Origin of the sequence: Georgenia sp. Z1344 (assembly GCF_049856295.1) — a bacterium.
Lineage (GTDB): Bacteria > Actinomycetota > Actinomycetes > Actinomycetales > Actinomycetaceae > JB111.
Map to the genome: position 1 here is coordinate 84,028 of NZ_JBNDMZ010000011.1, position 25,429 is coordinate 109,456.

General features: G+C 72.6%; 22 protein-coding genes. 8 read left to right on the forward strand and 14 right to left on the reverse strand.

Going from position 1 to position 25,429, the window contains the following annotated elements:
- Positions 1-4 precede the first annotated feature (4 nt).
- The gene (hrcA, locus tag ACPYO6_RS13010) at positions 5-1,021 is read right to left on the reverse strand and encodes a heat-inducible transcriptional repressor HrcA (protein WP_425715134.1); all 1,017 of its coding nucleotides are present in this window, start codon (positions 1,019-1,021) and stop codon (positions 5-7) included.
- 336 nt (positions 1,022-1,357) lie between these two features.
- On the opposite strand from hrcA, the gene ACPYO6_RS13015 reads away from it, so the two are divergent.
- From ACPYO6_RS13015 to ACPYO6_RS13025, 3 genes are all read left to right on the forward strand, one after another.
- On the forward strand, positions 1,358-2,185 hold the full coding sequence (locus ACPYO6_RS13015; RefSeq protein WP_425715135.1) for a hypothetical protein: 828 nt from the start codon (positions 1,358-1,360) through the stop codon (positions 2,183-2,185).
- Between the two features lie 258 nt (positions 2,186-2,443).
- The gene (locus tag ACPYO6_RS13020; protein ID WP_425715137.1) at positions 2,444-3,337 is read left to right on the forward strand and encodes a DUF3097 domain-containing protein; all 894 of its coding nucleotides are present in this window, start codon (positions 2,444-2,446) and stop codon (positions 3,335-3,337) included.
- 674 nt (positions 3,338-4,011) lie between these two features.
- Entirely contained in the window at positions 4,012-5,562 is a 1,551-nt protein-coding gene (locus ACPYO6_RS13025; protein WP_425715138.1) for a DUF222 domain-containing protein, read from the forward strand.
- 204 nt (positions 5,563-5,766) lie between these two features.
- Here the strand turns inward: ACPYO6_RS13025 and hemW are convergent, their stop codons facing one another.
- The 4 genes from hemW to lepA all read right to left on the reverse strand — a co-directional run bounded on the left by hemW (position 5,767) and on the right by lepA (position 11,022).
- Positions 5,767-7,047: a radical SAM family heme chaperone HemW gene (hemW, locus tag ACPYO6_RS13030; RefSeq protein ID WP_425715140.1), complete on the reverse strand. Its 1,281-nt coding sequence runs from the start codon at positions 7,045-7,047 to the stop codon at positions 5,767-5,769.
- The gene (gene trmB, locus ACPYO6_RS13035; protein WP_425715142.1) at positions 7,040-8,002 is read right to left on the reverse strand and encodes a tRNA (guanosine(46)-N7)-methyltransferase TrmB; all 963 of its coding nucleotides are present in this window, start codon (positions 8,000-8,002) and stop codon (positions 7,040-7,042) included. Before trmB ends, hemW begins: the two co-directional genes overlap by 8 nt.
- Positions 7,999-9,048: an MOSC domain-containing protein gene (locus tag ACPYO6_RS13040; protein ID WP_425715144.1), complete on the reverse strand. Its 1,050-nt coding sequence runs from the start codon at positions 9,046-9,048 to the stop codon at positions 7,999-8,001. Before ACPYO6_RS13040 ends, trmB begins: the two co-directional genes overlap by 4 nt.
- A 111-nt stretch (positions 9,049-9,159) precedes the next feature.
- Entirely contained in the window at positions 9,160-11,022 is a 1,863-nt protein-coding gene (gene lepA / locus ACPYO6_RS13045) for a translation elongation factor 4 (protein ID WP_425715146.1), read from the reverse strand.
- A 399-nt stretch (positions 11,023-11,421) separates the two neighbouring features.
- Here lepA and ACPYO6_RS13050 point away from each other — a divergent pair, with 399 nt between their 5' ends.
- The 3 genes from ACPYO6_RS13050 (at position 11,422) to ACPYO6_RS13060 (ending at position 13,975) form a co-directional block, all read left to right on the forward strand.
- A complete protein-coding gene (locus tag ACPYO6_RS13050) occupies positions 11,422-12,549 on the forward strand; it encodes a YeeE/YedE family protein (RefSeq protein WP_425715148.1) in 1,128 nt (375 codons plus the stop codon).
- 341 nt (positions 12,550-12,890) lie between these two features.
- Entirely contained in the window at positions 12,891-13,115 is a 225-nt protein-coding gene (locus ACPYO6_RS13055) for a sulfurtransferase TusA family protein (protein WP_425715150.1), read from the forward strand.
- 182 nt (positions 13,116-13,297) lie between these two features.
- On the forward strand, positions 13,298-13,975 hold the full coding sequence (locus ACPYO6_RS13060) for a hypothetical protein (RefSeq protein ID WP_425715152.1): 678 nt from the start codon (positions 13,298-13,300) through the stop codon (positions 13,973-13,975).
- A gap of 168 nt (positions 13,976-14,143) precedes the next feature.
- Here the strand turns inward: ACPYO6_RS13060 and ACPYO6_RS13065 are convergent, their stop codons facing one another.
- From ACPYO6_RS13065 to ACPYO6_RS13075, 3 genes are read right to left on the reverse strand one after another with little or no spacing between them, the layout of a single operon-like run.
- Positions 14,144-14,977, reverse strand: a complete 834-nt coding sequence (locus ACPYO6_RS13065; RefSeq protein ID WP_425715154.1) for a transglutaminase family protein — start codon at positions 14,975-14,977, stop codon at positions 14,144-14,146.
- Complete coding sequence (locus ACPYO6_RS13070; RefSeq protein WP_425715156.1) at positions 14,974-15,903, reverse strand: alpha-E domain-containing protein; 930 nt, start codon at positions 15,901-15,903, stop codon at positions 14,974-14,976. The genes ACPYO6_RS13065 and ACPYO6_RS13070 overlap by 4 nt, the downstream gene beginning before the upstream one ends.
- Entirely contained in the window at positions 15,897-17,621 is a 1,725-nt protein-coding gene (locus ACPYO6_RS13075; protein WP_425715158.1) for a circularly permuted type 2 ATP-grasp protein, read from the reverse strand. The genes ACPYO6_RS13070 and ACPYO6_RS13075 overlap by 7 nt, the downstream gene beginning before the upstream one ends.
- Before the next feature lie 52 nt (positions 17,622-17,673).
- On the opposite strand from ACPYO6_RS13075, the gene ACPYO6_RS13080 reads away from it, so the two are divergent.
- Together ACPYO6_RS13080 and rpsT are read left to right on the forward strand one after the other, a co-directional pair.
- Complete coding sequence (locus ACPYO6_RS13080; RefSeq protein WP_425715160.1) at positions 17,674-18,366, forward strand: type II toxin-antitoxin system PemK/MazF family toxin; 693 nt, start codon at positions 17,674-17,676, stop codon at positions 18,364-18,366.
- Between the two features lie 170 nt (positions 18,367-18,536).
- Entirely contained in the window at positions 18,537-18,797 is a 261-nt protein-coding gene (rpsT, locus tag ACPYO6_RS13085; protein ID WP_425715161.1) for a 30S ribosomal protein S20, read from the forward strand.
- 157 nt (positions 18,798-18,954) lie between these two features.
- Here rpsT and ACPYO6_RS13090 read toward each other — a convergent pair whose 3' ends face one another.
- The 6 genes from ACPYO6_RS13090 to ACPYO6_RS13115 all read right to left on the reverse strand — a co-directional run bounded on the left by ACPYO6_RS13090 (position 18,955) and on the right by ACPYO6_RS13115 (position 25,353).
- Positions 18,955-20,112, reverse strand: a complete 1,158-nt coding sequence (locus ACPYO6_RS13090) for a glycosyltransferase family 4 protein (RefSeq protein ID WP_425715163.1) — start codon at positions 20,110-20,112, stop codon at positions 18,955-18,957.
- Between the two features lie 131 nt (positions 20,113-20,243).
- The gene (locus ACPYO6_RS13095) at positions 20,244-21,629 is read right to left on the reverse strand and encodes an MFS transporter (RefSeq protein ID WP_425715165.1); all 1,386 of its coding nucleotides are present in this window, start codon (positions 21,627-21,629) and stop codon (positions 20,244-20,246) included.
- A 164-nt stretch (positions 21,630-21,793) separates the two neighbouring features.
- Positions 21,794-22,771 (reverse strand): DNA polymerase III subunit delta, encoded by a 978-nt coding sequence (gene holA / locus ACPYO6_RS13100; protein WP_425715167.1) that lies wholly within the window; start codon positions 22,769-22,771, stop codon positions 21,794-21,796.
- Between the two features lie 61 nt (positions 22,772-22,832).
- Positions 22,833-23,456, reverse strand: a complete 624-nt coding sequence (locus tag ACPYO6_RS13105; RefSeq protein WP_425715169.1) for a septum formation family protein — start codon at positions 23,454-23,456, stop codon at positions 22,833-22,835.
- A gap of 339 nt (positions 23,457-23,795) precedes the next feature.
- The gene (locus tag ACPYO6_RS13110) at positions 23,796-24,464 is read right to left on the reverse strand and encodes a septum formation family protein (protein ID WP_425715171.1); all 669 of its coding nucleotides are present in this window, start codon (positions 24,462-24,464) and stop codon (positions 23,796-23,798) included.
- A gap of 286 nt (positions 24,465-24,750) precedes the next feature.
- Positions 24,751-25,353 (reverse strand): septum formation family protein, encoded by a 603-nt coding sequence (locus ACPYO6_RS13115; protein WP_425715173.1) that lies wholly within the window; start codon positions 25,351-25,353, stop codon positions 24,751-24,753.
- Positions 25,354-25,429: the final 76 nt, after the last annotated feature.

Below are 25,429 nucleotides of genomic sequence, written 5' to 3' on the forward strand. Positions count from 1 at the left end.
GTGCCTACCCTCCGAGGAAGCGGGAGAGGTACCTGGCGACGGCGCGGACCGCCGCCATGGTGCCGGGATAGTCCATGCGCGTGGGGCCGAGCACGCCGACCCGCGCGACGACCTCGCCCGACGCACCGTACGCCCCCGCGACGATGGACGCCTCGGACAGCGAGTCGTGGTGGTTCTCGGAGCCGATCCGGACCGTGATCCGGTCGGCCTCCATCTCGGCGAACAGGCGCAGCAGGACGACCTGCTCCTCGAGTGCCTCGAGCACCGGGCCGATCGTGCGGCTGAAGTCGGTGCCGGCGCGGGCGAGGTTGGCGGTGCCGCCGAGGACGATCCGTTCCTCGGAGTCGGCGGCGAGGACGCGGGTGAGCTCGGAGGCGACGACGTCGAGCAGCGGGCGCCGGCTCGGCTCGAGGCGGTCCGCGAGGTCGACGAGGGCGGGGCCGATGCTCGGGGCGGGCAGGCCGGCGCACACGAGGTTGAGGCGGGCACCGAGCTCGGCGATGTCGACCGGGTCCGACTCCGGCGGCACCTCGACGGTGCGCTGCTCGACGCGACCGGCCGACGTGATGATGACGATGAGCAGGCGGCGACCGTCGAGCGGGACGAGCTCGAGGTGGCGCAGCGAGGTGCGGCTGAGCGAGGGGTACTGGACGACGGCCACGTTGTTGGTCAGCTGCGCGAGCAGGCGGACGGTGCGCTCGACGACGTCGTCCAGGTCGACCGAGCGGCCGAGCAGCGTCTCGATCGCGGCGCGCTCGGCGCCCGAGAGCGGCTTGAGGGTGGCGATCTCGTCGACGAAGGCCCGGTACCCCTTCTCCGTGGGCACGCGCCCGGCGGAGGTGTGGGGCTGGGCGATGTGCCCGGACTCCTCGAGGGCGGCCATGTCGTTGCGGATCGTGGCCGGCGAGACGTCGAGGTGGTGGCGCTCGACGAGGGCGCGGGAGGCGACGGGCTCGGACGTGCGGACGAAGTCGCTGACGATGGCCTGGAGCACGCGCAGGCGGCGATCCTCGGTCGACATGGCACCTCCTTCGTCGTCGTGCGTCGTTCGTCGCGTGTCGTGCGTCGCCGTCGTTCGCGGCGGGCCGGGTGCCGGGGCCCGTCGACGGCCGCGCGCTCCTCGACCGCCGCCGGCCGACGATCGGTCGATCCGTCGGCCTGGCTGTCGAGGGAGCACCCGGCGCCTCGAGGTAGCACTCGGCACTCCTGAGTGCCAATCGTACGACGCCCCGGGTGATTCCCGCCGTGAAGCGGGCCACCGGCGGTCAGGCCGCTGCTAGCGTCCGGCGCGACGGGACCGGGGACGTCGACGGACGGGACCCGCGACGACGACGCCGAACGCCACGGGAGAGACCGGATGAGCCACGCCATCGACGCCGCCGAGGTGCCGTCGCCACGCCCCGCGCCCACCCCCTCTCCGCGGCGGATCACGCTGCTGACGGCGGCGGTCGCCGTGACGGCGGTGATCCTCCACATCCAGCTCCACGAGTACGCGCACGCCGTCACCGCGGTGCTGCTGGTCGGCAGCTCGACCGTGCACGGGGCGATGGCGGACCACCCGCCGGCGTCGGACGCGGACCTCGCGCTCATTGCGATGGCGGGGCCGGTGTTCTCGGTGGTCCTCGGCCTCCTGGCCTGGGCCGCGTCCCGGCCGATGCCGTCCGGCTACGCGCGTGCCCTGCTCACCTGGATCGGGCTCAGCAGCATCCAGGGGGCGTTCGGGTACCTGATGATCGCGCTGGTCGCGCCGGTCGGCGACACGGCCGTCGCATTCGAGGCCTGGGGCCTCGGGATCGTCTGGTCGATCGCGTCGTTCGTCGTCGGGGTGGCCGGGATGTTCCTGTGCGCCTACCTGCTCGCCCGGGAGATCGGCCGCACGTTCGAGACGCCGGCGCCGTTCCGCAGCGCGTCGGTATGGACGTGGCTCGTGGCGACGGCCGCGATCCTCGCGATCTACGGAGGGGTCGCCGTCCTCGCCGGGCTGGACGGCGAGCTGTTCGCGTGGACGATCATCGGCCCGTCGACGGCGCTCGTCTTCGCACCCATGGCCACCATCTTCTGGAAGGCGGTGCCCTACCGGCGCCGCCCGTGGTCCGTGGGGGCGACGCCCGTGGTCGTCGCCGGACTGGTCGTGGCGGTCGCGATCGTCGCGGTGCACGCGATCGTCGGGGTCGAGCTGGGCTGATCGGCGCACGCCCGCGCTCCCTGGCTCGCGCTCCCTGGCCCGCGCTCCCTGGCCCGCGCGCCGGACCCGGCAGCACGCTCGCCGACGTCCCACCGACCCCGGCACGTCCTCGCACGTGGTGCCCCCTCCGAGGGATGGCACGACGGACCGGGCGAGGCTCCGGCGTCGGGCCCTGCCGACCCAGGCACCCACCCCGGCGACACGACGGACCGGGCGAGGCTCCGGCGTCGGGCGCGCGGGTCTACGTACCCTCGGCCGGTGACCGACCGATATGGACGCGACGTCCTCTCCTCCCCCCGTCCCGACCCGCGCCGGCGACCCGTCACCCGTGACGTCCCCGCCGAGAAGGGCCTCGTGGTCGAGGACGTGGAGAGCGGGTTCGTCGGGGCGATCACCCGCATCGAGAAGTCCGGCGGGATGCACCTCGTCACGCTCGAGGACCGGCTCGGGAAGCGTCGCTCGTTCACGCTCGGGCCAGGCTTCTGGATCGACGGCGCGCCCGTGAAGCTCGTGCCGCCGACCGTGTCCTCGGCCCAGGCGCGCCCCGACGTGGCACGGACCGCCGGCGGGCGGAACCTCACGGCGTCGGGCTCGCTCAGGGTCGAGGGTCAACGGGCTCGGGTCGCGCGCGCGTCGCGGATCTGGGTGGAGGGGCGGCACGACGCCGAGCTCGTCGAGCGCGTGTGGGGCGACGACCTGCGGGTCGAGGGGGTGGTGGTCGAGCAGCTCGAGGGCGCCGATCACCTCGCCGACGTCCTCCGGACCTTCCGGCCGGGGCCTCAGCGGCGCGCCGGCGTGCTGCTCGACCACCTCGTCACCGGGTCGAAGGAGACCCGGCTCGTGGAGGACGCGCGGCGTCGGCTCGGGCGCGCGTCGCAGCACGTGCTCGTGCTCGGCCACCCGTACGTCGACGTGTGGCAGGCGGTCCGGCCGGAGCGCGTGGGGCTGAAGGAGTGGCCGCACGTGCCGCGCGGGACCGACATCAAGGTGGGGACGCTGGCCGCGCTGGGGTGGCCGCACGCGGACCAAGGCGACATCGCGCGCGGCTGGCAGCGCATCCTCGGCTCGGTGCGGACGTACGCCGACCTGTCGCCGCAGCTGCTGGGGCGGGTCGAGGAGCTCATCGACTTCGTCACCGGGGTGCCGGAGTAGGTCGGGGGCGCAGGCGGTCCTTCGCCGCCTCGGACGGTCACGGCCGTCTGAACGTCGCCGTTGCTCCGATGTCGTAGGTGCGTGCGCCTTTCGAGGTGTGGTGCCTGCTCGTAGGACGCCGATGCTCAGGTTGCGTAGGGGCGTGCGCGTTCCGAGGGGGCGGGTCTCCATGCACGACGACGGCGCTCCGGTTGCGTAGGTGCGTGCGCCCTCCGAGGGGGCGGGTCTCCATGCACGACGACGGCGCTCCGGTTGCGTAGGTGCGTGCGCGTTCGAAGGGGTCGCGCCTCCTCGCACGACGCCGATGCTCAGGTTGCGTAGGTGCGTGCGCGTTCGAAGGGGTCGCGCCTCCTCGCACGACGCCGACGCTCCGTCGGGCCTCGGCATCTCCGCATCTCCGCATCTCCGCACAACCGTGCCGCCGTACCGCCGTACCGCCGTACCGCCGTACCGCTCTACCGCTCTACCGCTCTACCGCTCTACCGCTCTACCGCTCTACCGCAGCGATCTCACGGTCGTTTGCTTGCTGATGATGTATCCACATGCCGGTTTGTTACCAATCCATCCACAGATTTGCGTTCAACCCTTCCAAGTGTCGTTTGATAGCGGTACATTAGGTCTAGTTCGAACACGCGTTCGGACAGTCCAGCACGACGACGAGGGAGGTAGCAGCGATGACGACCCACGAGTCCGGCCACGAGACCACCGCTGCTGCGCCATCGCCCGCGCTGACGGACGGCCATGAGTCGCCCACGCGCGGGTCCGACCTGCCGGTCCTCGGCGCGGCGGACGTGCGTACGATGCGTGACGCCCTCGTCGGCCTGCGCCGTGATAACGAGGCCGACGCGATCGAGCAGATCACCGCCCTGGACGAGCTCGTCGCCGCCGCCCACGCCGCCCAGGCCCGGGCTGCCGCGGACCTGCGACACACGCGCATCGGAGCCGAGCGGGCCCGCGGCGTCCCCGTCGCGAAGCAGGGCGCCGGCCTGGCACAGGAGATCGCACTCGCTCGCCGCAGCACCCCCGGACGCGGACAGCGGGCCCTCGCCCTGGCCCGCGCTCTGGACGAGGACCTCCCCCACACCCTGCATCTCATGGAGACCGGCCAGGTCAGCGAGGATCACGCCGCCGTCGTCATGCGCGAGACATTCGGCCTCGACCCCGAGGACAGGCGCACCGTCGATGCTCGTCTGGCACCGGACCTCCCCACCATGGGGCGGGGCCAGGTCCACACCCACGCCCGTAAGTACGCCATGGAGCTCGACAACGACCACGAGAGCACCCGCCGCGCCTACGAGGCATCGCAACGACGGGTCAGCATCCGCGGCGGCACCGGATCCATGGCCTACCTCACCGCCCACCTTCCTATGACCGACGCCGTCCGCGTCCACGCCTCCCTGACCCGCCAGACCCACACGATCACCAACGACGGCGAGTCCGACGGGCGGACCAAGAAGCAGATCGCGGCCGACCTCCTCGTCGAGCACATCACCGGCACGGCGATCACGGCTCCTCGCGACGTCGAGCTGTCCATCGTCATGCCCGCCGAGAGCCTCGCCGGGTCTGACGTCCCGGCCTGGCTCACCGGACACGGCCCCCTGCCCGCCGACACCGCCCGAGAGGCCGTACGCCACGCCCGCATCGTGTGGTTCACCCGGCTGTGGACCGACCCTGCCCACGGCGGCGTGCTGACCACCGAGTCCCGCTCGCGCACCTTTGACGGCCGGCTGCGACAGCTCGTCCTGACCCGGGACGACATCTGCCGAACCCCCTATTGCTCGAACCCCGTCGAACACATTGACCACACGATCGATCACGCAGCTGGCGGCCCCACCAGCGCCGAGAACGGCACCGGTCTCTGCGCGAGCTGCAACTACACCAAGCAGAACCCGAACTGGCGGCACGCCACCAGCCCCGACGGCAGCCACGAGGTACGCACCCCCACCGGTCACCGGTACGCCGTGCCCCGCTCCCCCTTCCCCTACCGGCACACCCCCGGCCCCGAGATGACCAGCCAGCGGCTCCAGGCCATGAAGGACCGCGTGAGCCGGCGGGTGACCGACAACCGGGCCTCCGAACGAGAACGGGAGGCCGAACGCGAGTGGGAAGTCGAAAGGGAACCGGGCGGCAACGCCGCACAGGAAACGGAACGTGGACGGGAAGCCGAGCAAGATCCCGCCCGCAGCCCGAGCATTCCCGCTCCACCACCGTCGTCACCGCGATAACCACACCGCACCAACGATCACGGCACCGCCTGCGAGCACGTCCGCGTACACCTGTGCACGGCCGTGCTCGTACGCATGCCCACGTCATAGTGGCGTCGTCCGTCGACCAGTCGGCCTGTGGGCTGCGGTACCGGTGTCACCGACCACTCGATCGGCGCCTCGGGAGCTCGTGGCACGGCAGGTCAGGCCGAGCGCCTGACGCTCCTAGCCCGTCAGCTCACGCACGACCGCGTCGGCCAGCAGCCGACCGCGCAGCGTGAGCCGCACCCGCCCCTCGGCGGCCGGCCCAGGTTCGCACAGACCCTCGGCGACGAGACCCGCGAGGTGGGCCTCGGCGTCGTCGGGGGTGAGTCCGTCCGGCGAGGCGACCCGGACGCCCTCGGCGAGACGGACACCCAGCAGCAGGCGCTCGAGCTCGCGCGACTCAGCACCGAGCACCTCCCGCCCGACGGCCGGGCTCAGCCCCTCCGCCAGCCGGGCCGCGTACGGCGTGGGGTGCTTCCCGTTCCACCACCTGACGCCCCCGACATGGCTGTGGGCGCCCGGGCCGACACCCCACCAGTCTCCGCCCCGCCAGTACGCCAGGTTGTGTCGGCTCGCGTGGACGAGCGTGCCGTTTGCGGGTGAGTCTCCCGGCTCGACCTTCGCCCAGTTCGACACCTCGTACCAGCCGTAGCCCGCGCCGGCGAGCATGGAGTCGGCGAGCTCGTACTTCTCGGCCTGGTCGTCGTCGTCGGGCAGCCTGAGCTCACCCCGGCGCACCTGCGCCCCCATCCGCGTCCCCCGCTCGACGACGAGCGCATACGCCGAGACGTGATCGGGCTCCATCGCGAGAGCGGCCTCGAGCGTCGTCCGCCAGTCCTCCAGGCTCTCGCCCGGGGTGCCGTAGATGAGGTCGACGGATACGTCGAGCCCCGAATCCCGCGCCCACGACACGGCGAGCGGGACCCGGTCGGGATCGTGCGTGCGGTCGAGTGTGGCCAGCACGTCCGGCACCGCCGACTGCATTCCGAACGACACGCGCGTGACACCGGCGGCGGCCAACGCCTCGAGCGCCTCGCGGTCGACCGAGTCCGGGTTGGCCTCGGTCGTCACCTCGGCCCCCGGAGCAAGCCCGAACGTGTCGCGCACGGCGCCGATCATCCGCCCGAGATCGTCGACCGGGAGGCGCGTCGGGGTGCCTCCTCCGAGGAAGACGGTCGACACGAGCCGGGGCGCCATCCCCGCCGAGACGAGCTCGGGGTCGGCGAGGACACGGCCGGCGAGCTCGATCTCGCGGACGGCGTTGCCCGCGTACTCCGCAGCCGACCCCCCGCCGCCGAGCTCCGCGTTCGTGTAGGTCGTGAAGTCGCAGTACCCGCACCGCACGGCGCAGAACGGCACATGGAGGTAGACCGAGAAGGTCCGGTCACCGGCACCTTCGGCAGCAGTGGTGGGGAGTCGTCCGTCGTCGGGGGCGGGGTCGCCCTGCGGCAGGTCAGCCATCGGAGGCCCGCTGCTCGACATCCGTGGTTCCTCCGGCGTCCCGGAGGCCCGTGCTTCGTCCGTCGGCCTCGACGCCCGCCGGACCCTCGACGCCCGCCGTAGCCTCGACGCCTTCCCTACCCACGACGCCTTCCGTACCCACGACGCCTTCCGTGCCCACGACGCCCGCCGTAGCCTCGACGCCTCGAACGCCCACATCGCGCCGGACCGCCGTGAGGTCCGTGACGGGCCGCCCCTCCTCGACGCCGCGCCGCTCGAACCGTGTGAGCGTGCGCCCCTTCCACCGTTCCGGCTCGACGGTCAGGTCGAACGCGGGGTGGGCATCCAGCACGGCAATCATCTGGTCGGCGTAGTTCTGCCAGTCGGTCGCGAGCCGCCAGATCCCGCCGGGGGCCAGCAACCCCGCGACGACGGATGCGAACTCGGCCGAGACGATGCGCCGCTTGTGGTGCTTCGACTTGCGCCACGGGTCCGGGAAGAAGGTCCACAGCTCGTCGACGGAACCCGCGGGCAGGAGGATCGGCAGCGCCTGCTGGGCGTCGACGCCGAGGAGCCGGACGTTCGTCGCGCCCTCGTCGAGGACCCGGGCGAGGGTCCTCGCCAGGCCCGGCTGCCACACCTCGAGCCCGAGGAACCGCGTGTCCGGATCTGCGAGCGCCGCGTGCACGATCTGCTCGCCGGCGCCGCACCCGATCTCGACGACGAGGCGCGCGCTCGAGACGTCCGCCGTCACTGGGCAGGCACCAGCACCAGCAGTGTCCGCGTAGACGGCATCCAGATCGAGCCGGGTGCCTCCGGCCACGCCCGTCTCCGTCTCCATCGGGACGTCGAGCACCACGCCGGCACGCTGCTCCCAGACCTCCGCGAGCCTGGGCTTGAGCCGGTTGCCTCGGCGGGTGAACGAGCGGATGCGGGCGTCGATCACGGGCTTGTCGTCGTCGTGCTCGGGGTTCATGCCTCGCCCCCGCCGAGGCCGCGGCCCGTCGAACGGAGGGAACCGGGGAAGACTCGGGCCTCCGCCGACCGTCCTGAGCGGTCCCGGGGAGCAGTCGTGCTCGAGCGCCGACCCTCCTCCGTAGCGGACCACGACCGGGTGGTAGATCCCGACCGGGTGGGGGATCGTGGGCCCTCGACCGCGCCCTCGACCACGCCCGCGACCCCGTCCGCCCGCTCGAGCGCGCCGAGCGCGTTCCTGACGAGCGACTCGTACAGCACGGTCCCGCTCGCCGCGGCCCAGTCGAGCAGCGCGTCGGCCCGCTCGGCGTCGAGCCCGGCGGACGCATCACCCACCGTCACCCCGTGCGAGGGCACGTCCACGACGTCGATCAGCTCCCCCGCCGCGATCTTCCCTGTCTCGAGCACCCGGAGGTACACCCCGCAGCGCCCTCCGGCAGAGAATCGCCGCGCCCAGTCGGGCTCGTCCATCCACGCCGCGAAGGTTCGGCACGGAGTACGTGGTGCGGTCACCTCGAGCACCGTCGTCCCGACCCGCCAGCGCGTGCCGATGACAGCCCCGTCGACGTCGAACCCCCGAGTGGCGAGGTTCTCCCCGAACGATCCGGGCGGGCACTCCCGCCCCAACGACGACGCCCACGCCTCGCGCGTCTCGCTCGCGTACGCGTACACGGCCTTGAACAGGCCGCCGTGGTGCTCCCGGTCGCCCTGGACGTCGCCCCACACGCCGTGCCGCAGCACGGTCAGGGGGCGGTCGACGGGGCGCTTGTCGATCCCGCTCATCAGACCGCGCGAGCCCACGTGGAACAGCTCGGTCACCGAGCAGACGTCGGCGACCCGGGCCGGGCCCTCGTCGAACCGGACGTCGTCGAACGAGAGGTCGGCGGACGCACTCCCAGTGGACCGGACGTCGACGGACCCGAGGCCACCCTCGGACGAGAGGCCGCCGGACACACTCCCGGTGGACCGGACGTCGACGGACGCGGGGCCACCCTCGGACGAGGGGTCGGCGGATGCACTGCCGGCGGACGTCGAGTCTCGACGCACGACAGCACCACGCACGACATCACCACGCACGACCTCCCCGCCCGCGTGACCGCGCGCAGCGACGCCACCGACGGCGATCGCGCCCACCGCCGTCTGCCGACCGACCACGACCTACTTCTTGCCGGTCGGCGCGTCGGTCTGCAGCGCGGCGACGAAGGCCTCCTGCGGCACGTCGACCCGACCGATCGACTTCATCCGCTTCTTGCCCTCCTTCTGCTTCTCGAGCAGCTTGCGCTTCCGCGAGATGTCACCGCCGTAGCACTTGGCGAGCATGTCCTTGCGGAGGGCGCGGATGGTCTCCCGCGCGATGATCCGCGACCCGACCGCCGCCTGGATCGGCACCTCGAACTGCTGGCGCGGGATCAGCTCCTTGAGCTTGCCGACCATCGCGACGCCGTAGCTGTACGCCTTGTCCTTGTGCACGACGGCCGAGAAGGCGTCGACGGCATCGTGGTTGAGGAGGATGTCGACCTTGACGAGGTCGGCGGGCGCCTGGCCGTCCTCGTCGTAGTCGAGGGATGCGTAGCCCTTGGTCTTCGACTTGAGCTGGTCGAAGAAGTCGAACACGATCTCCGCGAGCGGCAGGCGGTAGCGCAGCTCGACACGGTCCTCGGAGAGGTAGTCCATGCCGAGCAGCTCGCCGCGCTTGCCCTGGCACAGCTCCATGACCGCGCCGACGAAGTCGCTGGGGGTGAGGATCGTCCCGCGCACCATCGGCTCGGAGATCTCCTTGAACTTCTCCCCCGACGGGAACTCGGACGGGTTCGTCACCGTCACCGGGTCGCCGTTCTCGAGGATCACCTCGTAGACGACGTTGGGCGCCGTCGAGATGAGGTCGAGGTTGAACTCGCGCTCGAGACGCTCGCGCACGATCTCGAGGTGGAGCAGGCCGAGGAAGCCGCAGCGGAAGCCGAAGCCGAGCGCCACGGACGTCTCTGGCTCGTACGTGAGCGCGGCGTCGTTGAGCTTGAGCTTGTCGAGCGCCTCGCGCAGGTCGGGGTAGTCCGAGCCGTCCACCGGGTACAGGCCGGAGAACACCATCGGCAGCGGCTCGCGGTAGCCCGAGAGCGCCTCCTCGGCGCCACGGGTCTGGGTCGTCACCGTGTCGCCGACCTTCGACTGGCGCACGTCCTTCACGCCCGTGATGAGGTAACCCACCTCGCCGACGCCCAGGCCCTTCGACGGCTTCGCGTCCGGCGAGATCACGCCGATCTCGAGCAGCTCGTGCACCGACCCGGTCGACATCATCTCGATGCGCTCGCGCGGGTCGAGCCGCCCGTCGACGACCCGCACGTAGGTGACGACGCCGCGGTACGTGTCGTACACGGAGTCGAAGATCATCGCCCGCGCCGGCGCGTACGCCTCGCCCACCGGGGCCGGGATGTCCCGCACGATCGTATCGAGCAGGTCGACGACCCCGTCGCCCGTCTTGCCCGACACCCGCAGGCAGTCCTCCGGCTCGCCGCCGATGAGGCTCGCCAGCTCCTCGGCGAACTTCTCGGGCTGAGCCGCCGGCAGGTCGATCTTGTTGAGCACCGGGATGATCGCCAGGTCGTTCTCGAGCGCCATGTAGAGGTTCGCGAGCGTCTGCGCCTCGATGCCCTGCGCGGCGTCGACGAGCAGCAGCGCGCCCTCGCACGCCGCGAGCGACCGGTTGACCTCGTAGGAGAAGTCGACGTGCCCCGGGGTGTCGATCATGTTGAGCGCGTACGCGGTGTCGCCCACCTGCCACGGCATGCGCACGGCCTGCGACTTGATGGTGATGCCGCGCTCGCGCTCGATGTCCATCCGGTCGAGGTACTGCGCCCGCATGTCGCGGTCCGCCACGACGCCCGTGATGCCGAGCATGCGGTCCGCGAGGGTCGACTTGCCGTGGTCGATGTGCGCGATGATGCAGAAGTTGCGCAGCTGCGCGGGCGGCGTCGACGCCGGGGCGATGCTCGCGGCTGTCGACGCGTCGGGGATCGGGGGCACTGCTCACCTTCACGGGGTCGGGCGGGAGGGCCCATCGTCGCACACGAGCCCCGTCCTGCCGCGGCCCGTCACGGTGCGTTCGCGCACCCCGGGGCGCGTGGTCGGCCCGCCGGCGGGCATCGCCTCGGCCCCCTGGCGAAGGCCCCGGACCACCCCGCACGACGACGACGCCACCACCTCTCGGGACCACCTCGCCCCGCCGGGACTCGACGTCCGAAGAACCCGCCAGACCCCGCCCGACGACGACGAACGCGCCGTCCAAGGGGCCGCTGTCTCGCATCCCGGACTCTCGCCGTCGGGGCCGACGCGGCGCGGCGGCAGGTCCTTAACGTCCGGGGCGACAGCGGCCAAGGCGCAGCCACCACCTGCGCCGTCGCACCACTCACCAGGGGGACCACCATGATCCTGACAGGACTGATCGTCGGCGGAGCGCTCGGCTTCGCCCTGCAACGCGGCCGATTCTGCGTGACCGGCGCGTTCCGCGACGTGTGGGTGGGCCGCAAGACCCGCTGGCTCACCGCGTTCCTCGTCGTCGTGGCCGTGCAGTCCGTGGGCATCTTCGCCCTCGACGCGGCCGGCGTCATCGAGCTCGGCGCCGGAGAGCTCGCGCCCGTCGCGACGATCGTCGGCGCCTTCATCTTCGGGTTCGCCATCGTCCTGGCGGGCGGCTGCGCCACAGGCACCTTCTACCGGTCGAGCGAGGGACTCATCGGTTCCTGGTTCGCGCTCATCTTCTACGCCGGCTTCGCGGCGATCATGAAGTACGGCGTGTTCGCGGACCTCACGGCCGCCGCCCGAGCCCAGACCGTGCCGGTGACGACGATCCACGACTCGCTCGGCATCTCGCCGTGGTGGCTCGTCGGGATCCTCGTCGCCGCCGTCGGCTGGGCGACCTACCGGCACCTCTCGGCCGAGCCGAGCACCGTGCTCGCAACGCTCCCGCCCCGCCGCAGCGGCCTGGCCCGCATCCTGTTCGAGAAGCCGTGGCACGCCTTCGGCACCGCGGTCGTCATCGGCGTCATCGCGATCGTCGCCTGGCCGTTGAGCACCGCCGCGGGCCGCCCGTCCGGTCTCGGCATCACGACGCCGTCCGCGAACCTCGTCAACTTCCTCGTCACCGGGGACGTCGAGCTCGTGGACTGGGGCGTCATGCTCATCCTCGGCATCCTCGTCGGCGCCTTCATCGCCGCGAAGGGGTCGGGCGAGTTCCGGCTCCGCGTGCCCGACACGACCACCCTCGTGCGGTCGATCTCCGGCGGCGCGCTCATGGGGGTCGGCGCCTCGCTCGCCGGCGGCTGCACGATCGGCAACGCCATGGTCGGCACCGCCCAGTTCTCCTACCAGGGCTGGCTGTCGCTCATCTTCATGATCCTCGGCACCGGTGCCGCCACCCACGTCTTCATCCTCCGCCACCGCGGCAGCGCGGCGACGGCAGGGGCGGGAGTCGGCGGCACGGCGGGCTCCGCCGGCGCGACGGCGGGCGGCGCCGGTGACGCCGGCGGCGGCAAGGTCCTCACCAACGCCTGATCCCGCGCTCGTCGCCGACCGAGAGCCGGACGACTCGCACCGCCGGCCACCCGGCGTCATGCACCACCTGTTCAGCACGACCCGCCGGCCACCCGGCGTCTCGTACCACCTGTTCAGCACGACCCGCCGGCCACCCGGCGTCTCCTACCACCTGTTCAGCACGAACCACCGGCCACCCGGCCGGCACCCACCACCGGTCACCCGGCCGGCACCCACGACCGGTCGCCCGGCCACCGCGCCCGACGACTCGTCACCCACCACCGACGACTCGGTCACCGTGCCCGACGACTCGGCACCACACACGAATTACCGGCACACGCCACCAACACAAGGAGAGAACGATGCCGCTCACGCTCGAGACCGACGGCCAGGTCTGCCCCTTCCCGCTCGTCGAGGCCAAGCAGGCCATGGCCACCCTCGACGACGGCGACCACCTCGTCATCAACTTCGACTGCACGCAGGCCACCGACGCGATCCCGCGCTGGGCCGCCGAGAACGGCTACCCGGTCACGCACTTCGACCGCGTCGGCGACGCCGCCTGGACGATCACGGTGCAGAAGTCCTGACGCACGAGCAGACGGCCTGACGCACGAGCAGACGGCCCGACGCACGACCGGACCACGGCGGGGACGGCGGGCGGCCCACGGGTCGCCCGCCGTTCCCGCGTCGGACACCTGGGCTGTGTACCGTCGTCCGGTCGGAGGCTGTCCCACCGGACCCGCCGCCTCCCCGATCGCTAGGAGACCAGGTGCTTCCCGCCCCGTTCCGACGCCGTGCCACGGCCGTCACCGCCGCCCTCGCCCTCGCCACCGTCCTGGCCGCATGCGGCGGAGGGGATGACGAGTCCACGACGACGGACTCCGGCGGCGAAGGAAGCTCGACGGAGACGGGCTCGGGCTCGGACCCGACGACGGAGTCCCCGTCGGACCGCCCCGAGGTCCCCACGAGCGGCGCGATCCCGCCGAACGACACCGAGACGCTGCCCGAGGGCGTCGACCACGTGACGAACACGTCGGACGCCAACACCATCACCGCGGGCATCGCGTCCACCGACGGCGAGGTGAGCGTCGAGTGCCTCGGCAACGAGGAGGGCCTCGTCGTCTCGCTCGCCGGCACCAGCCCGGACCACGGCGACCTCTCAGCCGTCGTCTCGTTCAGCCAGCAGGAGCTGACGTCCGTCGTCGTCCAGTCCACGGAGTCCCCCGACGAGGGCGGCCCGATGATGTGGATGACCAGCGCGGGCCTCGGCGAGGAGCTGACCGCGACCGCCGTCGAGGACGGGGGCGTGTGGACGGTGACCGGTCCGATCGACGGGTTCGACGCGCTCACGCAGGCGCCGATCGAGGGCGCCGAGGTCGACATCGTCGCCGACTGCTCGACCAGCGACGGGTCCGGCGAGGCCGACTCGGAGGCCGCGAGCGACTGACGCAGGTCCGTCGGCGGCCCGCCCAGTCACGTGGCCGACCGCTCCGGATCGCGGTGCAGACGTGCCGGCGTCCGGTCGCCGCGAACACCCGACCCGGGCAGGTCAACCGCCTGACCTGGGCGAGACCGACCGCCCGACCCGGGCAGGTCCGTCGGCCGGCGTCCTCGCCTACGCCTCCCGCGTGGTCCGCACCTCGACCGTCTGGCGCGAGGTCCCGCCGCCGGAGTAGACGCCGCGCAGCGGTGAGACGTCGGCGTAGCTCCGCCCGTGCGCGACCCGCACGTGGTGCTCCCCGACCGCGGTGCGGTTCGTCGGGTCGTGCTGCGTCCAGCGCCCCGCCGAGAACTCGACCCAGGCGTGCGACTCGCCCAGCACGGACTCCCCGATCTCTGCGGAGGTCGGGTGGATGTAGCCCGAGACGTACCGCGCCGGGATACCGATCGACCGCAGCGCCCCCAGCGTGAGGTGCGTGATGTCCTGGCACACGCCCTTGCCGGCCCGCCACGCGTCGGCCGCGTGCCCGTGCACCGACGTCACGCCGCTCTGGTACTCGACCCGCTCGCCGATGTGCTCGCACACCGCGATGGCCGCCTCCTGCGGGTCCATGCGCGCCGCGGCGTCGGCGGCGAACGCGGCGAGCTCCTCGGGCGGGTCCGTCACCGGGTCGCCCTGCAGCCACTCGCCCAGCTCGTCGAGGACCTCGGGCCGCCGGACCTCCTCCCAGCTCGCCCCCTCGAAGAGATGCACCGGGTCGCGCTCGACCACGCACTCGGCGCGAACCGTCAGCGTGTCGTGCGGGGAGAGCACCTCGACGACGTCGACGAGCGTCCCGAAGTAGTCGGTGTAGCTGGACATGTGGGTCGCGGCCGCCACGTGGAGCTCGGTGTCGAGCACCCGCTGGCCGGACAGGGCCGCCGGCCGCATCCGCGCCTCGTTGTAGGAGGCGAGGACCGGCTGGTCGTAGCTGAACGTGGTGCGGTGCACCACCCGGACGACGCTCATGCGCTCTCCCCCTTCCACGCGGCCGGTTCCCCGACGAAGAACTTCGACCGCACCGCGTCCGCAGCGTGCTGGCAGGCCACCTGGATCGCCTCCATCTCGTCGAGCAGGTTCTCCTGCACCTCGTTCATCGCCATGTACTCGATGCGCGAGCGCGCGCGGCCGAGGATCCGGCCGGCCTCGTCCGGCACCGCCACCTGCTCGCCGATCGTGCTGCGCAGGTCGACCAGGCATCGCTCGGCCTGGTCGAGCGAGTGCACCACCGAGCGCGGGAACAGCCGGTCGACGAGGAGGAACTGCGCGGCCTGGCGGTCGCCGGCCCGACCGCGCGTCGAGCGCAGGAACGCCTCGAACGCGCCGGTCGAGCGCAGCAGGGTCGTCCAGTCCGGCGCACCAGCCGTCGTCACCGCGCGGGTGGCCACGAGGCGGGCCGTCATGTCCGCCCGCTCGAGGGAACGGCCGAGGACGAGGAAGCTCCACGTCTCGCCGCGGCTCATCGTCGAGTCCACGAGGCCCGAGACGATCGCGCTGCGCTGACGCACCCACGCGAAGTAGTCGTGCGCCGAGCGAAGCAACGCCATGTCGTTCTGCGAGTTGTAGGTGTGGTTGAGCACCTCCCACAGCTCCGAGGACACGGTCTCTCGCGCGCGCCTCGCGCTCTCGCGGGCGGACCAGATGGTGCCGGCGATCGAGGCGGGCGACGTGCGGTCGTAGGCGAGCCGGTCGAGGACGTCGCGGCGGGCCACGTCGTCGTCCTCCGCCGTCGACTGGCCCATGATCGCGAGCAGCGCGCGGCAGGCCGTGTCCTCGTCGATCCACGGGTCCTCGAGGAGCAGCTGGAGGTGCGTGTCGAGCAGGCGCGCGGTCGCGTCACCGCGCTCGACGTAGCGGCCGATCCAGAACAGCGACTCGGCGATGCGGCTCAGCACGAGACCACCCCCTCCGTGGTCGGGCCGGCGTGCTGGCCCGTGATCGGGCCGGGCCACTCGCGGGTCGGGCCGGGCCCCTCGCGGGTCGGGCCGGGCCCTTCGCGGGTCGGGCCGGCGATCGGGGAGGCCACCGGGGCGGCGCCGTTCGTCGTCGGGCCCTGCTGTTGCTGCTGCTCGTGCTGGACGCGCACGGTCCGCTCGCGGTCCGAGTCGAGCGGGACGCCCTGCGGGACGGGCTGCATCTCGCGCGCGTCCTCCGCCGCGCCGGCCGCCGGGCGCCGCTTCCCGGGACGCCGGCCGACCACCCACGTGTCCTTGGACCCGCCGCCCTGCGAGGAGTTGACCACGAGCTGCCCCTCCTGCAGCGCGACCCGGGTGAGACCGCCCGGGAGGACGAACACGTCCTCGCCGTCGTGCACCGCGAACGGGCGCAGGTCGACGTGCCGCGGGCGGGCCAGGCCGTCGATCATCGTCGGCACGGTCGAGAGCTGGACGACCGGCTGGGCGATCCAGCCCCGCGGGTCCGCGCGGAGGCGACGCCGGGCGGCGTCGATCTCCTCCCGGCTCGCCGCGGGACCGATGATGATGCCCTTGCCGCCCGAGCCGTCGACGGGCTTGACCACGAGCTCCTCGAGCCGGTCGAGGACCTCGGCCAGCGAGTCGGGCTCCTCGAGCCGCCACGTGTCGACGTTCGCGAGCAGCGGCTCCTCCCCCAGATAGAAGCGGATGAGGTCGGGGACGTAGGTGTAGACGAGCTTGTCGTCGGCCACCCCGTTGCCCACGGCGTTCGAGATCGTCACGTTCCCCGCGCGGGCGACCGACATGATCCCCGGGCAGCCGAGCATCGAGTCGGACCGGAAGACGACGGGATCGAGGAAGTCGTCGTCGACCCGGCGGTAGATGACGTCGACCCGGCGCCGCCCCGAGGTGGTGCGCATGTAGACGCGACCGCCGGCGACGAACAGGTCGCGGCCCTCGACGAGCTCGACGCCCATGAGCCGCGCGAGCAGCGAGTGTTCGAAGTAGGCCGAGTTGTAGACGCCCGGCGTGAGGACCACGACCGTCGGGTCGTCCACGCCCTCGGGCGCCGTCGCGGTGAGCGCCGCGAGCAGGCGCCGCGGGTAGTCGACCACCGGCCGCACTCGCAGCGAGGAGAACAGCTCGGGGAACGTCTGCGTCATCGCCCGGCGGTTCGACAGCACGTAGCTGACCCCGGAGGGCACGCGCACGTTGTCCTCGAGCACGCGCCAGCCCTCGGCGGAGTCCCGCACGACGTCGATGCCCGACACGTGCACCCGCACGCCGCCCGGCGGGCGGAACCCCATGGCGGCGCGGGCGAAGTGCTGCGACGTGACGACGACGCGGCGCGGGATAACGCCCTCATCGATGACGCGCTGGTCGGTGTAGACGTCGTCGAGGAAGGACTCCAGCGCCTTGACGCGCTGGGCCACCCCCGGGGCGAGGAGGTCCCACTCCTCCGAGGCGACCACGCGGGGCACCGTGTCGAGCGGGAACGGACGCTCCTCGCCGCCGTAGTCGAACGTGATCCCCTGCGCGAGGTAGCTGCGGGCGAGGGAGTCGCTGCGCGCCTGGAGCTCCTCGGCGCTCAGACCGGTCAGCGCCTCGTGGACCGGGCGGTACGGCTCGTTGACGTCCGCACCGGCGATCATCTCGTCCCAGGCCGCGCCCGGCGGGTATCCGTCGAAGAGGTCGGTCATGCCTCGATGGTAGGTGCTGACGTGCCGCCGCTCACACGTAGGCTCGGGTGCCATGAGCATCGCCAGCCGCCTCGGTCGTATCGCCCGCTCCGTCGCCCGCGACGTCGCGAAGGAGGGGCGGCGCCGCATCGAGGACCGACTGCGCGGGCGCTCCGGCGGGTCGACTGGTTCTGGCGGGTCGGGCCGGCCCGGCGGGTCGGGTGGCTCTGGAGGGTCGAGGCGTGATGTCGACCCGGGACGTGCAGGAACCGGGAGCGCGCGCACCTCGGGCGCGGGCCGCGACGGTGGGCCCTCCCCGCTGGACGTGGGCCGGTCCGAGCAGCGGCGCGTCGACGTCGTCACCCCCTACGACGTCGACCGGCACGGCCTCCCCACCCTCTCCTACGACCCGAACCACGACGACCGGCCGGACCCCGGCGAGGTCGTGTGGGCCTGGGTGCCGTACGACGAGGACGACGGCCGTGGCAAGGACCGCCCGGTCCTCGTGCTCGCGCGGCTCGACGGCGCGGTGCTCGGCGCGCAGATGACCTCGAAGGACCGTGCCGACGGCGGCGTCCACACCGACCGCTACGGCCGGTCGTGGATCGACGTCGGCAGCGGGGCCTGGGACTCCGAGGGCCGGGAGTCCGAGGTGCGGCTCGACCGGGTGCTCGAGATCCCGGACCACGCGGTGCGCCGAGAGGGCGCCGCCCTCGACCGCGGCATGTTCGAACGTGTGACCCATGCCCTTGAGTCGAGGTACTGACCACCACTGACGCGGCGCGGACTCGCTGGTAACGTAGGCCGCTGGGTCGGAGCCCCCTCTCGGCGACGACCAGGGGATCCGTCGGCGCCCGCTCGCCCGGACCGCCCCGCTCGATCGTCAGCACCCCCGCCGCGGCGGGCACGCACCAGCCGAACCGAAGGATCATCCACGTGGCGAACATCAAGTCGCAGAAGAAGCGCAACCTCACCAACGAGAAGGCGCGCGTGCGCAACAAGACCGTCCGCACCGAGCTGCGCACGCACGTGCGTCGCGTCCGCGAGGCCATCGCCTCCGGCGACAAGGAGAAGGCCGGCGCCTCGCTGGCGACCGCCTCCCGCAAGCTCGACAAGGCCGTCTCCAAGGGCGTCATCCACGCCAACCAGGCCGCCAACCGCAAGTCGAAGCTCTCGAAGCAGGTCGCCGCACTCTGATCGCCCCCCCGCCGCAGCGCGGGACCGACGATCGACAGGGGCCCCTCCGGGGGCCCCTTCGGCGTCTCTGGGGAGGTGCGTTAGCGGAACAGACCGGCCAGGCGCGAGGGCGGCGGCGCGGCGAGACAGCGGCCCCCTCTGCCGGCCCTCGTGACTGCTAGCGGAACAGACCGGCCAGGCGCGAGGCCCGTGGGGCTGCCATGACGCCGTCGATGGCGTCGGCGTAGTGGTCGAGGAGCTGGTCGCCGAGCGCCTCCCACGAGCGAGGCAGCACCCGACGGCGCCCGGCCTCGCCCATCCGTGCGCGCAGACCCGGATCACCGGCGAGCCGGGCGATGTGGGCCACCATCTCGGCGTCGTCCTCCGCCCCGTAGAGGAAGCCGGTCTCCCCCACCGCGACGATGTCGAGCGGTCCGCCGGAGGCCGGCGCCACGACCGGCACGCCGCTGGCCATGGCCTCCTGCAGCGTCTGCCCGAACGTCTCGTGGATGCCGGTGTGGACGAACACGTCGAGCGCCGCGTAGGCGTCACCCAGGGCATCGCCCGAGAGCTTGCCCGTGAAGTGCGCCGACGAGCCGAGGGACCGTTCGAGGGACGGGCGCGAGGGGCCGTCCCCGACGACGAGGACACGGACGTCCCGACGACCGCCCAGGGCGGCAAGCCGCTCGACCCGCTTCTCCGGGGCGAGACGCCCGACGTAGCCGACGACGACCGCGTCCTCGTCGGCACCCGCGAGCAGGCGCGTGCGCAGGGCGGCGACCTGCGGGGTCGTGCGGCGGCGCGGGTGGTAGAGCACGGCGTCGACGCCGCGGGCCCACTGCCGGATCCGCTCGATCCCGTTCTGCTCGAGCTCCGCGATCGACGGCTGCGACGGGGCGAGCGTGAGATCGGCGAGGTTGTGGACCGTGCGCAGCCAGCGCCAGATCGCCGGCGAGGTCGCGGCCAGTCCGTGCTTCCGTGCGAAGCCGGCCACGTCGGTCTGGAAGACGGCGACGGTGGGGATGCCGCGCCACCGCGCCTCCGCCACCGCCTGCGCGCCGAGACCGAACGGTGCCGAGGCGTGGAGGACGTCCGGGTCGAAGGCGTCGAGGATCCGCGAGATCGACGACGACACGAGACCCACCTGGAGCCCCCCGTACTTGAACGACGGGACGGTGACGACCGGGAAGCCGTTGTACTGGCGGGGCGCCGGGCCGGGGCAGACGACGATCGCCTCGTGCCCGCGCAGCCGGAGATGGTCGAGGACCCGCAGGACCGAGTTCGTCACGCCGTTGGTGGAGGGAATGAACGACTCGGTGACGATCGCGACGCGCATCGGGCCATGGTGACGCCCCCTGGTTACCGCTCGGCTTCGCACACTCCCGATTCTGGTGTCCGGCGGGTGAACGGGCGAGTCCTTACCCGGGGAGGCCTGCCCGGGGGCTGCTCGAATCCTGTCCTCGTCCGTCACTCGAGCGCCTGCCCCCGCTTCTCGGTGAGGAGCAGCGCCCCGACGGCGGCGAGGGCGAACGCGGCGGCGAACACCGTGAACGCGAGCGCGGGTCCGCCGGCGCGCAGGAAGAACGGGACCGCGAACGGTGCGACGATCGAGGCGATCCGCCCGAACCCGGCGGCCCAGCCGGCGCCGGAGCCACGCACGACCGTCGGGTACATCTCGGGCGTGACGGCGTAGAGCGCGCCCCACGCGCCGAGGCAGAAGAACGAGAGCAGGCACCCGGCCCCGACGATCTGCCACGGATCCTCGGCCAGCGAGAACAGCCCGGCCGCCAGGCCGGAGCCGACGAGGAACGAGGCGAGGGTGGCGCGCCGTCCCCAGGTCTCGATGAGGATCGCCGCCACCGCGTAGCCCGGCAGCTGGGCGAGGGTGATGACGACGACGTACCCGAAGGACTTCGTCAGCGACCCGCCGTCGGCGCTGAGGATCGTCGGGAGCCAGGTGAAGGAGCCGTAGTAGGCGAAGTTGAGGAAGAACCACGCCATCCAGAGCCCGATCGTGCGCCGGCGCAGCCGGCCGGCGAACAGGGAGGCCACGCCGGGGCGCAGGTGCTCGTCCTCCGGGGTCGGCTCGGGCTCGAGGATCGCCGCCGACGACCGCGCGGTGCCGGTCCCCCGGCCCAGTGGGGGCGACTCCTCGAACTGGCGGACCGCCGCCTCGGCGTCGTCGTGCCGGCCGCGCGACTCGAGGAACCGCACCGACTCCGGGATCCGTGCCCGGACATAGAGGGCATAGATCGCGGGCACGGCGCCGATCGCCATGGCCCACCGCCATCCGTCGTCGTACTCCGCGACGACGAAGTAGCCGATGAGCGCGGCGAGCAGCCAGCCGACCGCCCAGAAGGCTTCGAGGACGACGATGACGCGACCGCGGATCCGGGCCGGCGAGAACTCCGAGACCAGGGTCGACGCGACGGGCAGCTCCGAGCCCAGTCCGAGCCCGACGACGAACCTCAGGACGACGAACAGCGCGAGCGACGTCGTCAACGCCGAGGCTCCGGTCGCGAGGCCGTACACGAGCAGCGTGAGCGCGAAGACCGTCCGCCGGCCCATCTTGTCCGCCAGCAGGCCGCCGAACGAGGCGCCGATCGCCATCCCGGCGAAGCCCATCGACAGCGCGAGGCTGATCTCGGGGTCGCTCAGCTGCCACTCGCGGGCGAGCGCGGCGATGACGAACGAGATCATGCCGACGTCCATCGCATCCAGCGCCCAGCCGATGCCGGAGCCCGTGAGCAGCCGCAGGTGGCGACGCGTGAACGGCAGGCGGTCGAGCCGCTCCGAGCGCGAGGGCTCGTCAGAGGTGTCGGGCGCGCTCGTCGCGCCCGGGTGGTCGGCCATCGACTGTCCCTTCCGTCGGGTCCCGGACCTCCGGAACCCGGACAACCTACTCCGCGCGAGTCACGGAGCCGACACGTGCTCGGTGCCGTCCCACGGGAGGGCACCGCGGGCGGAACGGACCTCCCCACGCGAGCGCGCCGCGCGCGGCCACTCGCCGAGCGCCGTCAGCGGCTGCGGGCCTCCGCGATGCGGCGCACGGCCCGCTCGGTGGCGAACACGGGGTCCCGGGACAGTCCCTTGACCTCGGCGTCGGCCGCGGCGACCGCGCTGATGGCGGCGGCGAGACCGTGCGGGGTCCACCCGGCAAGGTCCCGGCGCGCCCGGTCGGCCTGCCACGGCGCGAGGCCCTTGGGTGCGCCGCCCCCACGGGAGGCCGACACGATCGCCATGGTCCGTAGCTTCGATGCCAGCGCCGCGACGACGGGCACGGGACCGGTCCCGGTCGCGACGGCGTGCCGAAGGAGGGCGATCGCGCGCCCGAGGCGTCCGGCCACCGCCGCGTCGGCCACCTCGAAGCCCGTCGCCTCGACCCGTCCCGAGTGGAAGCGCCGGACCTGCTCGGCGGTGATGTCCCCGCCCGAGTCTGCGAGGAGCTGGGCGACCGAGGAGGCGAGCTCCGCGACGTCGGAGCCGAGGGCGTCGACGAGGTCCTTGACGGCGGCGGGCTCGATCCGGCCACGCGCCCGGCGCACGTCGGCCCGGACGAGATCCGCCTTGTCCGAGTCCTTCTTCAGCGCCTCGCAGCGGACGACGGGGAACCCGGCCTTCTCGACCGCGTCCAGAAGCTTCTTGCCGCGCGTGCCGCTCTGATGACGCATGAGCAGGACGACGTCCGGCGCCGGGTCTCCCAGGTAGGCGAGCACGTCCTCGAGCAGCGCGTCGGTCATCGCCTCGAGGTGCTCGACGTGGACGAGACGTGGCTCGCCGAACAGCGAGGCGCTCGTCAGCAGCGCGAGTCGCCCCTTCTCGTACCCTGCGGCATCGATGCGCGTGATCTCGACGTCGGGATCGCTCGCGCGCACCTGCTCCACCACGGAGCGCTCGGCGCGCTCGCCGAGGACGGCCTCGGGCCCGCGGACGAGCACGATCGGGGCCGGCTGGACCGTCTCCCAGGTCAGGGTCGAGGCTCGGCGGGGTGGCACGGGTCCACACTGCCACGGGCCGCCGACGTCACGCCGTCGCGGTCCACAGGTGCGGCGGGGATCAGCGCTCGGACTGGAAGGCCGACTCCTCGCCCGGGTTCTCGGTGACGAGCAGGCACAGCACCTCGGTATCGCCGTCGTCCTCCCAGGTCTGCCGCGAGGGGGTGAGCGCGGAGACCGAGTAGGTGCCTGCGTCGTCGCCGCCGAGATAGGCACCGACCTGGGAGTCGCACTGACCGGTGGCCTCGTCCGAGACGGCGTCGTCCCCGGGGTAGTCGCCCGCGGGGAGGTTGAAGGTGTAGAAGACCTCGGCCCGGTGGGCACCCTCGCACGAGATGACGCCGCCGGGCTCGGGCTCGGCGAGGCACTGGCCCGGGTTCGCCGTGAAGACGCCGTCGGACCCGGCGGCCGGCTGACCCGCGTCGAAGTCGGTCAGCTCGAGCTCGGGGACGCGCGTCGGCAGCCCGGTCTCGTCCTCGCCCGCACCGTCGTCCGCGGTGGGCGCCTCGGTCGACCCGGACTCCGACTCGACCGGGGCGATCGTCACCTGCTCCGAGACGTCGGCCGCCTCCTGCTCGTCGGCGTCCTGGCCGCGTCCGCACGACGCGACGAGAAGACCGACGACGCCGACGGCGGTCAGGCACCGTGCGGCTCGACGCAGGTCGTTCGTGGGTCGTGCAGGCATCCGGGGGTCCTTTCGTCGGCCGGTGCGCCCGGCGCGGGCCCGGACAGGGTACGCACCGTGGGCCCGGACCGGTCAGGACACCGTTTGGTCGGCGCCGTGCAACGACGGACATCGATGGGCCAGGGCAGGGTCGTGGGCAGCACGCGTTCCGCCGGACGGCGCAGGTGGATGGCACCACCCAGACACACGACCGGGCAACGGCACCTGGACACGCAACCGGGGGCCGGCGCGTGGCGCCGGCCCCCGGAGGGTCTCGATGTCAGGACAGTGGTCGGTCCTGCACGTCAGGACGGTGGAGCGCCCTGACGTCCTGCGTCAGGAGCGCCCCGACGTCCTGGCTCAGTTGCCGCTCTGGTAGGCCGAGCCGGTGGTGGGCTCGGGGGACTCGAGGAGGCAGATCACCTCGGTGTCGCCGGCCTGCGTCCAGGTGGCCTCGGACGGGAACTGCCCGTTGAGGAGGTACTCGGAGCTGGCGTAGTCGGTGCCGACGTAGGCCTCGAAGTTCTCCTCGCACAGGGCCTGGCCCTCCTCCGAGACGACGTCCTCGCCCGGGTACTCGTCACCGTCGATGTTGTCGGTGTAGAAGACCTCGAGGTCGTGCTCCTCGTCGCAGCTGATGATCGAGTCGGGCGCCACGCTGTCGATGCACTCGCCCGGGTTGGCGGTGAACACGCCGGGGGCGCCCTCGCCGTTGTCGAACTCGCTGAGGTCGCCGGTCGCGCCGGTGTCACCACCGTCGCCCTCCGCGCCGGTGTCGCCCCCCGCGGACTCCTCGTCGGTGTCGCCGCCGTCGGACTCGGTGTCGCCGCCGTCCGTGTCGCCGCCGTCCGTGTCGCCACCGTCGGTGTCGCCACCATCGGTGTCGCCACCATCGGGGGTCTCGGGGGCGGACTCGGTCTCGGGGGCGATCGGGTCGTCGTCGCCGCAGGCTGCAAGGCCGAGCGCGAGGAACGGCAGGGTCGCGACAAGAGCGAGCTTGCGTCGGGCCGTCGTGGTCGTGCGCTGCATGTCTTCCTCCATGTGGTCTGGTGAACACGTTGCTCACCGCACCGGGGGGCGGTGCTGAGGGAAGACGTTAGACCCAGGAGCTGCGAACGCCGCGTCACGACCGATGGGAAGTCCTCCCCCGGGAACATGTCCCCCCGGATCGGTCGGTCGACCGCGGCGGGCAGTGGCGGCGTCCGCCTCGACCCGAGCAGGCCCGTGCGGGTCGGTGCCGGTCGATTCATGTCCGTGCGCCCGTCGGCCGCCCGAACGTCCGGGGCTGCCGGCACGCCGCGCTCGGACGACGAACTCAGACGACGAGCTCGGCCGACTGGTACGCCGACCCGGTCACCGGCTCGCGCGTCGTCAGGATGCAGATGACCTCGCGGTCCCCTGCGTCCTCCCAGGACTGGCGGCTCGGAACGAGCGAGGTCAGGCCGTAGCCGGAGGACTCGGGCGTCGTGCCGACGTAGGCGCCGAACATCTCGAGGCACCGCTCGGTGTCGATGTGGTCGTCTCCCGGGTACTCGTCACCGTCGAGGGTGAACGTGTAGTAGACCTCGGCGGAGTGCTCGTGGTCGCAGGGCACCACCCGGGTGTTCTCGCTGCTGACGAGGCAGTCGCCCGGGGCGGCGGTGAAGATCCCCGGCGCCCCCTCGCCGTGATCGAACTCACCTGGGTCCGGCGCGTCGCCCGGCGTCCTCGAGTCGTCGGGCAGGCCCGTGCCAGGAGCGTCCGGGTCGGACGGAGCGCCGGGGCTGTTCGGCGTCGTCGGGCCGTGACCGTACGCACCGAGATCGGGAAGGTTGACCCCTCCGGCGGGACCGAGTGCCCCGGTGCGCCAGCCCGTGACGACGAGCGACAGGACGGCGAGAGTCACGAGCGTGGCGGCGAGGGTCTGGATGCGCGTCATCGCAGCTCCTCGGTACCCGGGGTCGGCCGACGATCCGCGCGGTGCGCGGACGCCCATGGTCCCTCCCAGCCTATGG

Excerpts from the sequence above, each read along its gene's own strand:
- hrcA (WP_425715134.1), bottom strand. The coding sequence starts at position 1,021 with ATGTCGACCGAGGATCGCCGCCTGCGCGTGCTCCAGGCCATCGTCAGC.
- ACPYO6_RS13015 (WP_425715135.1), top strand. The coding sequence starts at position 1,358 with ATGAGCCACGCCATCGACGCCGCCGAGGTGCCGTCGCCACGCCCCGCG.
- ACPYO6_RS13025 (WP_425715138.1), top strand. The coding sequence starts at position 4,012 with ATGACGACCCACGAGTCCGGCCACGAGACCACCGCTGCTGCGCCATCG.
- hemW (WP_425715140.1), bottom strand. The coding sequence starts at position 7,047 with ATGGCTGACCTGCCGCAGGGCGACCCCGCCCCCGACGACGGACGACTC.
- trmB (WP_425715142.1), bottom strand. The coding sequence starts at position 8,002 with ATGAACCCCGAGCACGACGACGACAAGCCCGTGATCGACGCCCGCATC.
- ACPYO6_RS13050 (WP_425715148.1), top strand. The coding sequence starts at position 11,422 with ATGATCCTGACAGGACTGATCGTCGGCGGAGCGCTCGGCTTCGCCCTG.
- ACPYO6_RS13055 (WP_425715150.1), top strand. The coding sequence starts at position 12,891 with ATGCCGCTCACGCTCGAGACCGACGGCCAGGTCTGCCCCTTCCCGCTC.
- ACPYO6_RS13065 (WP_425715154.1), bottom strand. The coding sequence starts at position 14,977 with ATGAGCGTCGTCCGGGTGGTGCACCGCACCACGTTCAGCTACGACCAG.
- ACPYO6_RS13075 (WP_425715158.1), bottom strand. The coding sequence starts at position 17,621 with ATGACCGACCTCTTCGACGGATACCCGCCGGGCGCGGCCTGGGACGAG.
- ACPYO6_RS13080 (WP_425715160.1), top strand. The coding sequence starts at position 17,674 with ATGAGCATCGCCAGCCGCCTCGGTCGTATCGCCCGCTCCGTCGCCCGC.
- ACPYO6_RS13090 (WP_425715163.1), bottom strand. The coding sequence starts at position 20,112 with ATGCGCGTCGCGATCGTCACCGAGTCGTTCATTCCCTCCACCAACGGC.
- ACPYO6_RS13095 (WP_425715165.1), bottom strand. The coding sequence starts at position 21,629 with ATGGCCGACCACCCGGGCGCGACGAGCGCGCCCGACACCTCTGACGAG.
- ACPYO6_RS13105 (WP_425715169.1), bottom strand. The coding sequence starts at position 23,456 with ATGCCTGCACGACCCACGAACGACCTGCGTCGAGCCGCACGGTGCCTG.
- ACPYO6_RS13110 (WP_425715171.1), bottom strand. The coding sequence starts at position 24,464 with ATGCAGCGCACGACCACGACGGCCCGACGCAAGCTCGCTCTTGTCGCG.
- ACPYO6_RS13115 (WP_425715173.1), bottom strand. The coding sequence starts at position 25,353 with ATGACGCGCATCCAGACCCTCGCCGCCACGCTCGTGACTCTCGCCGTC.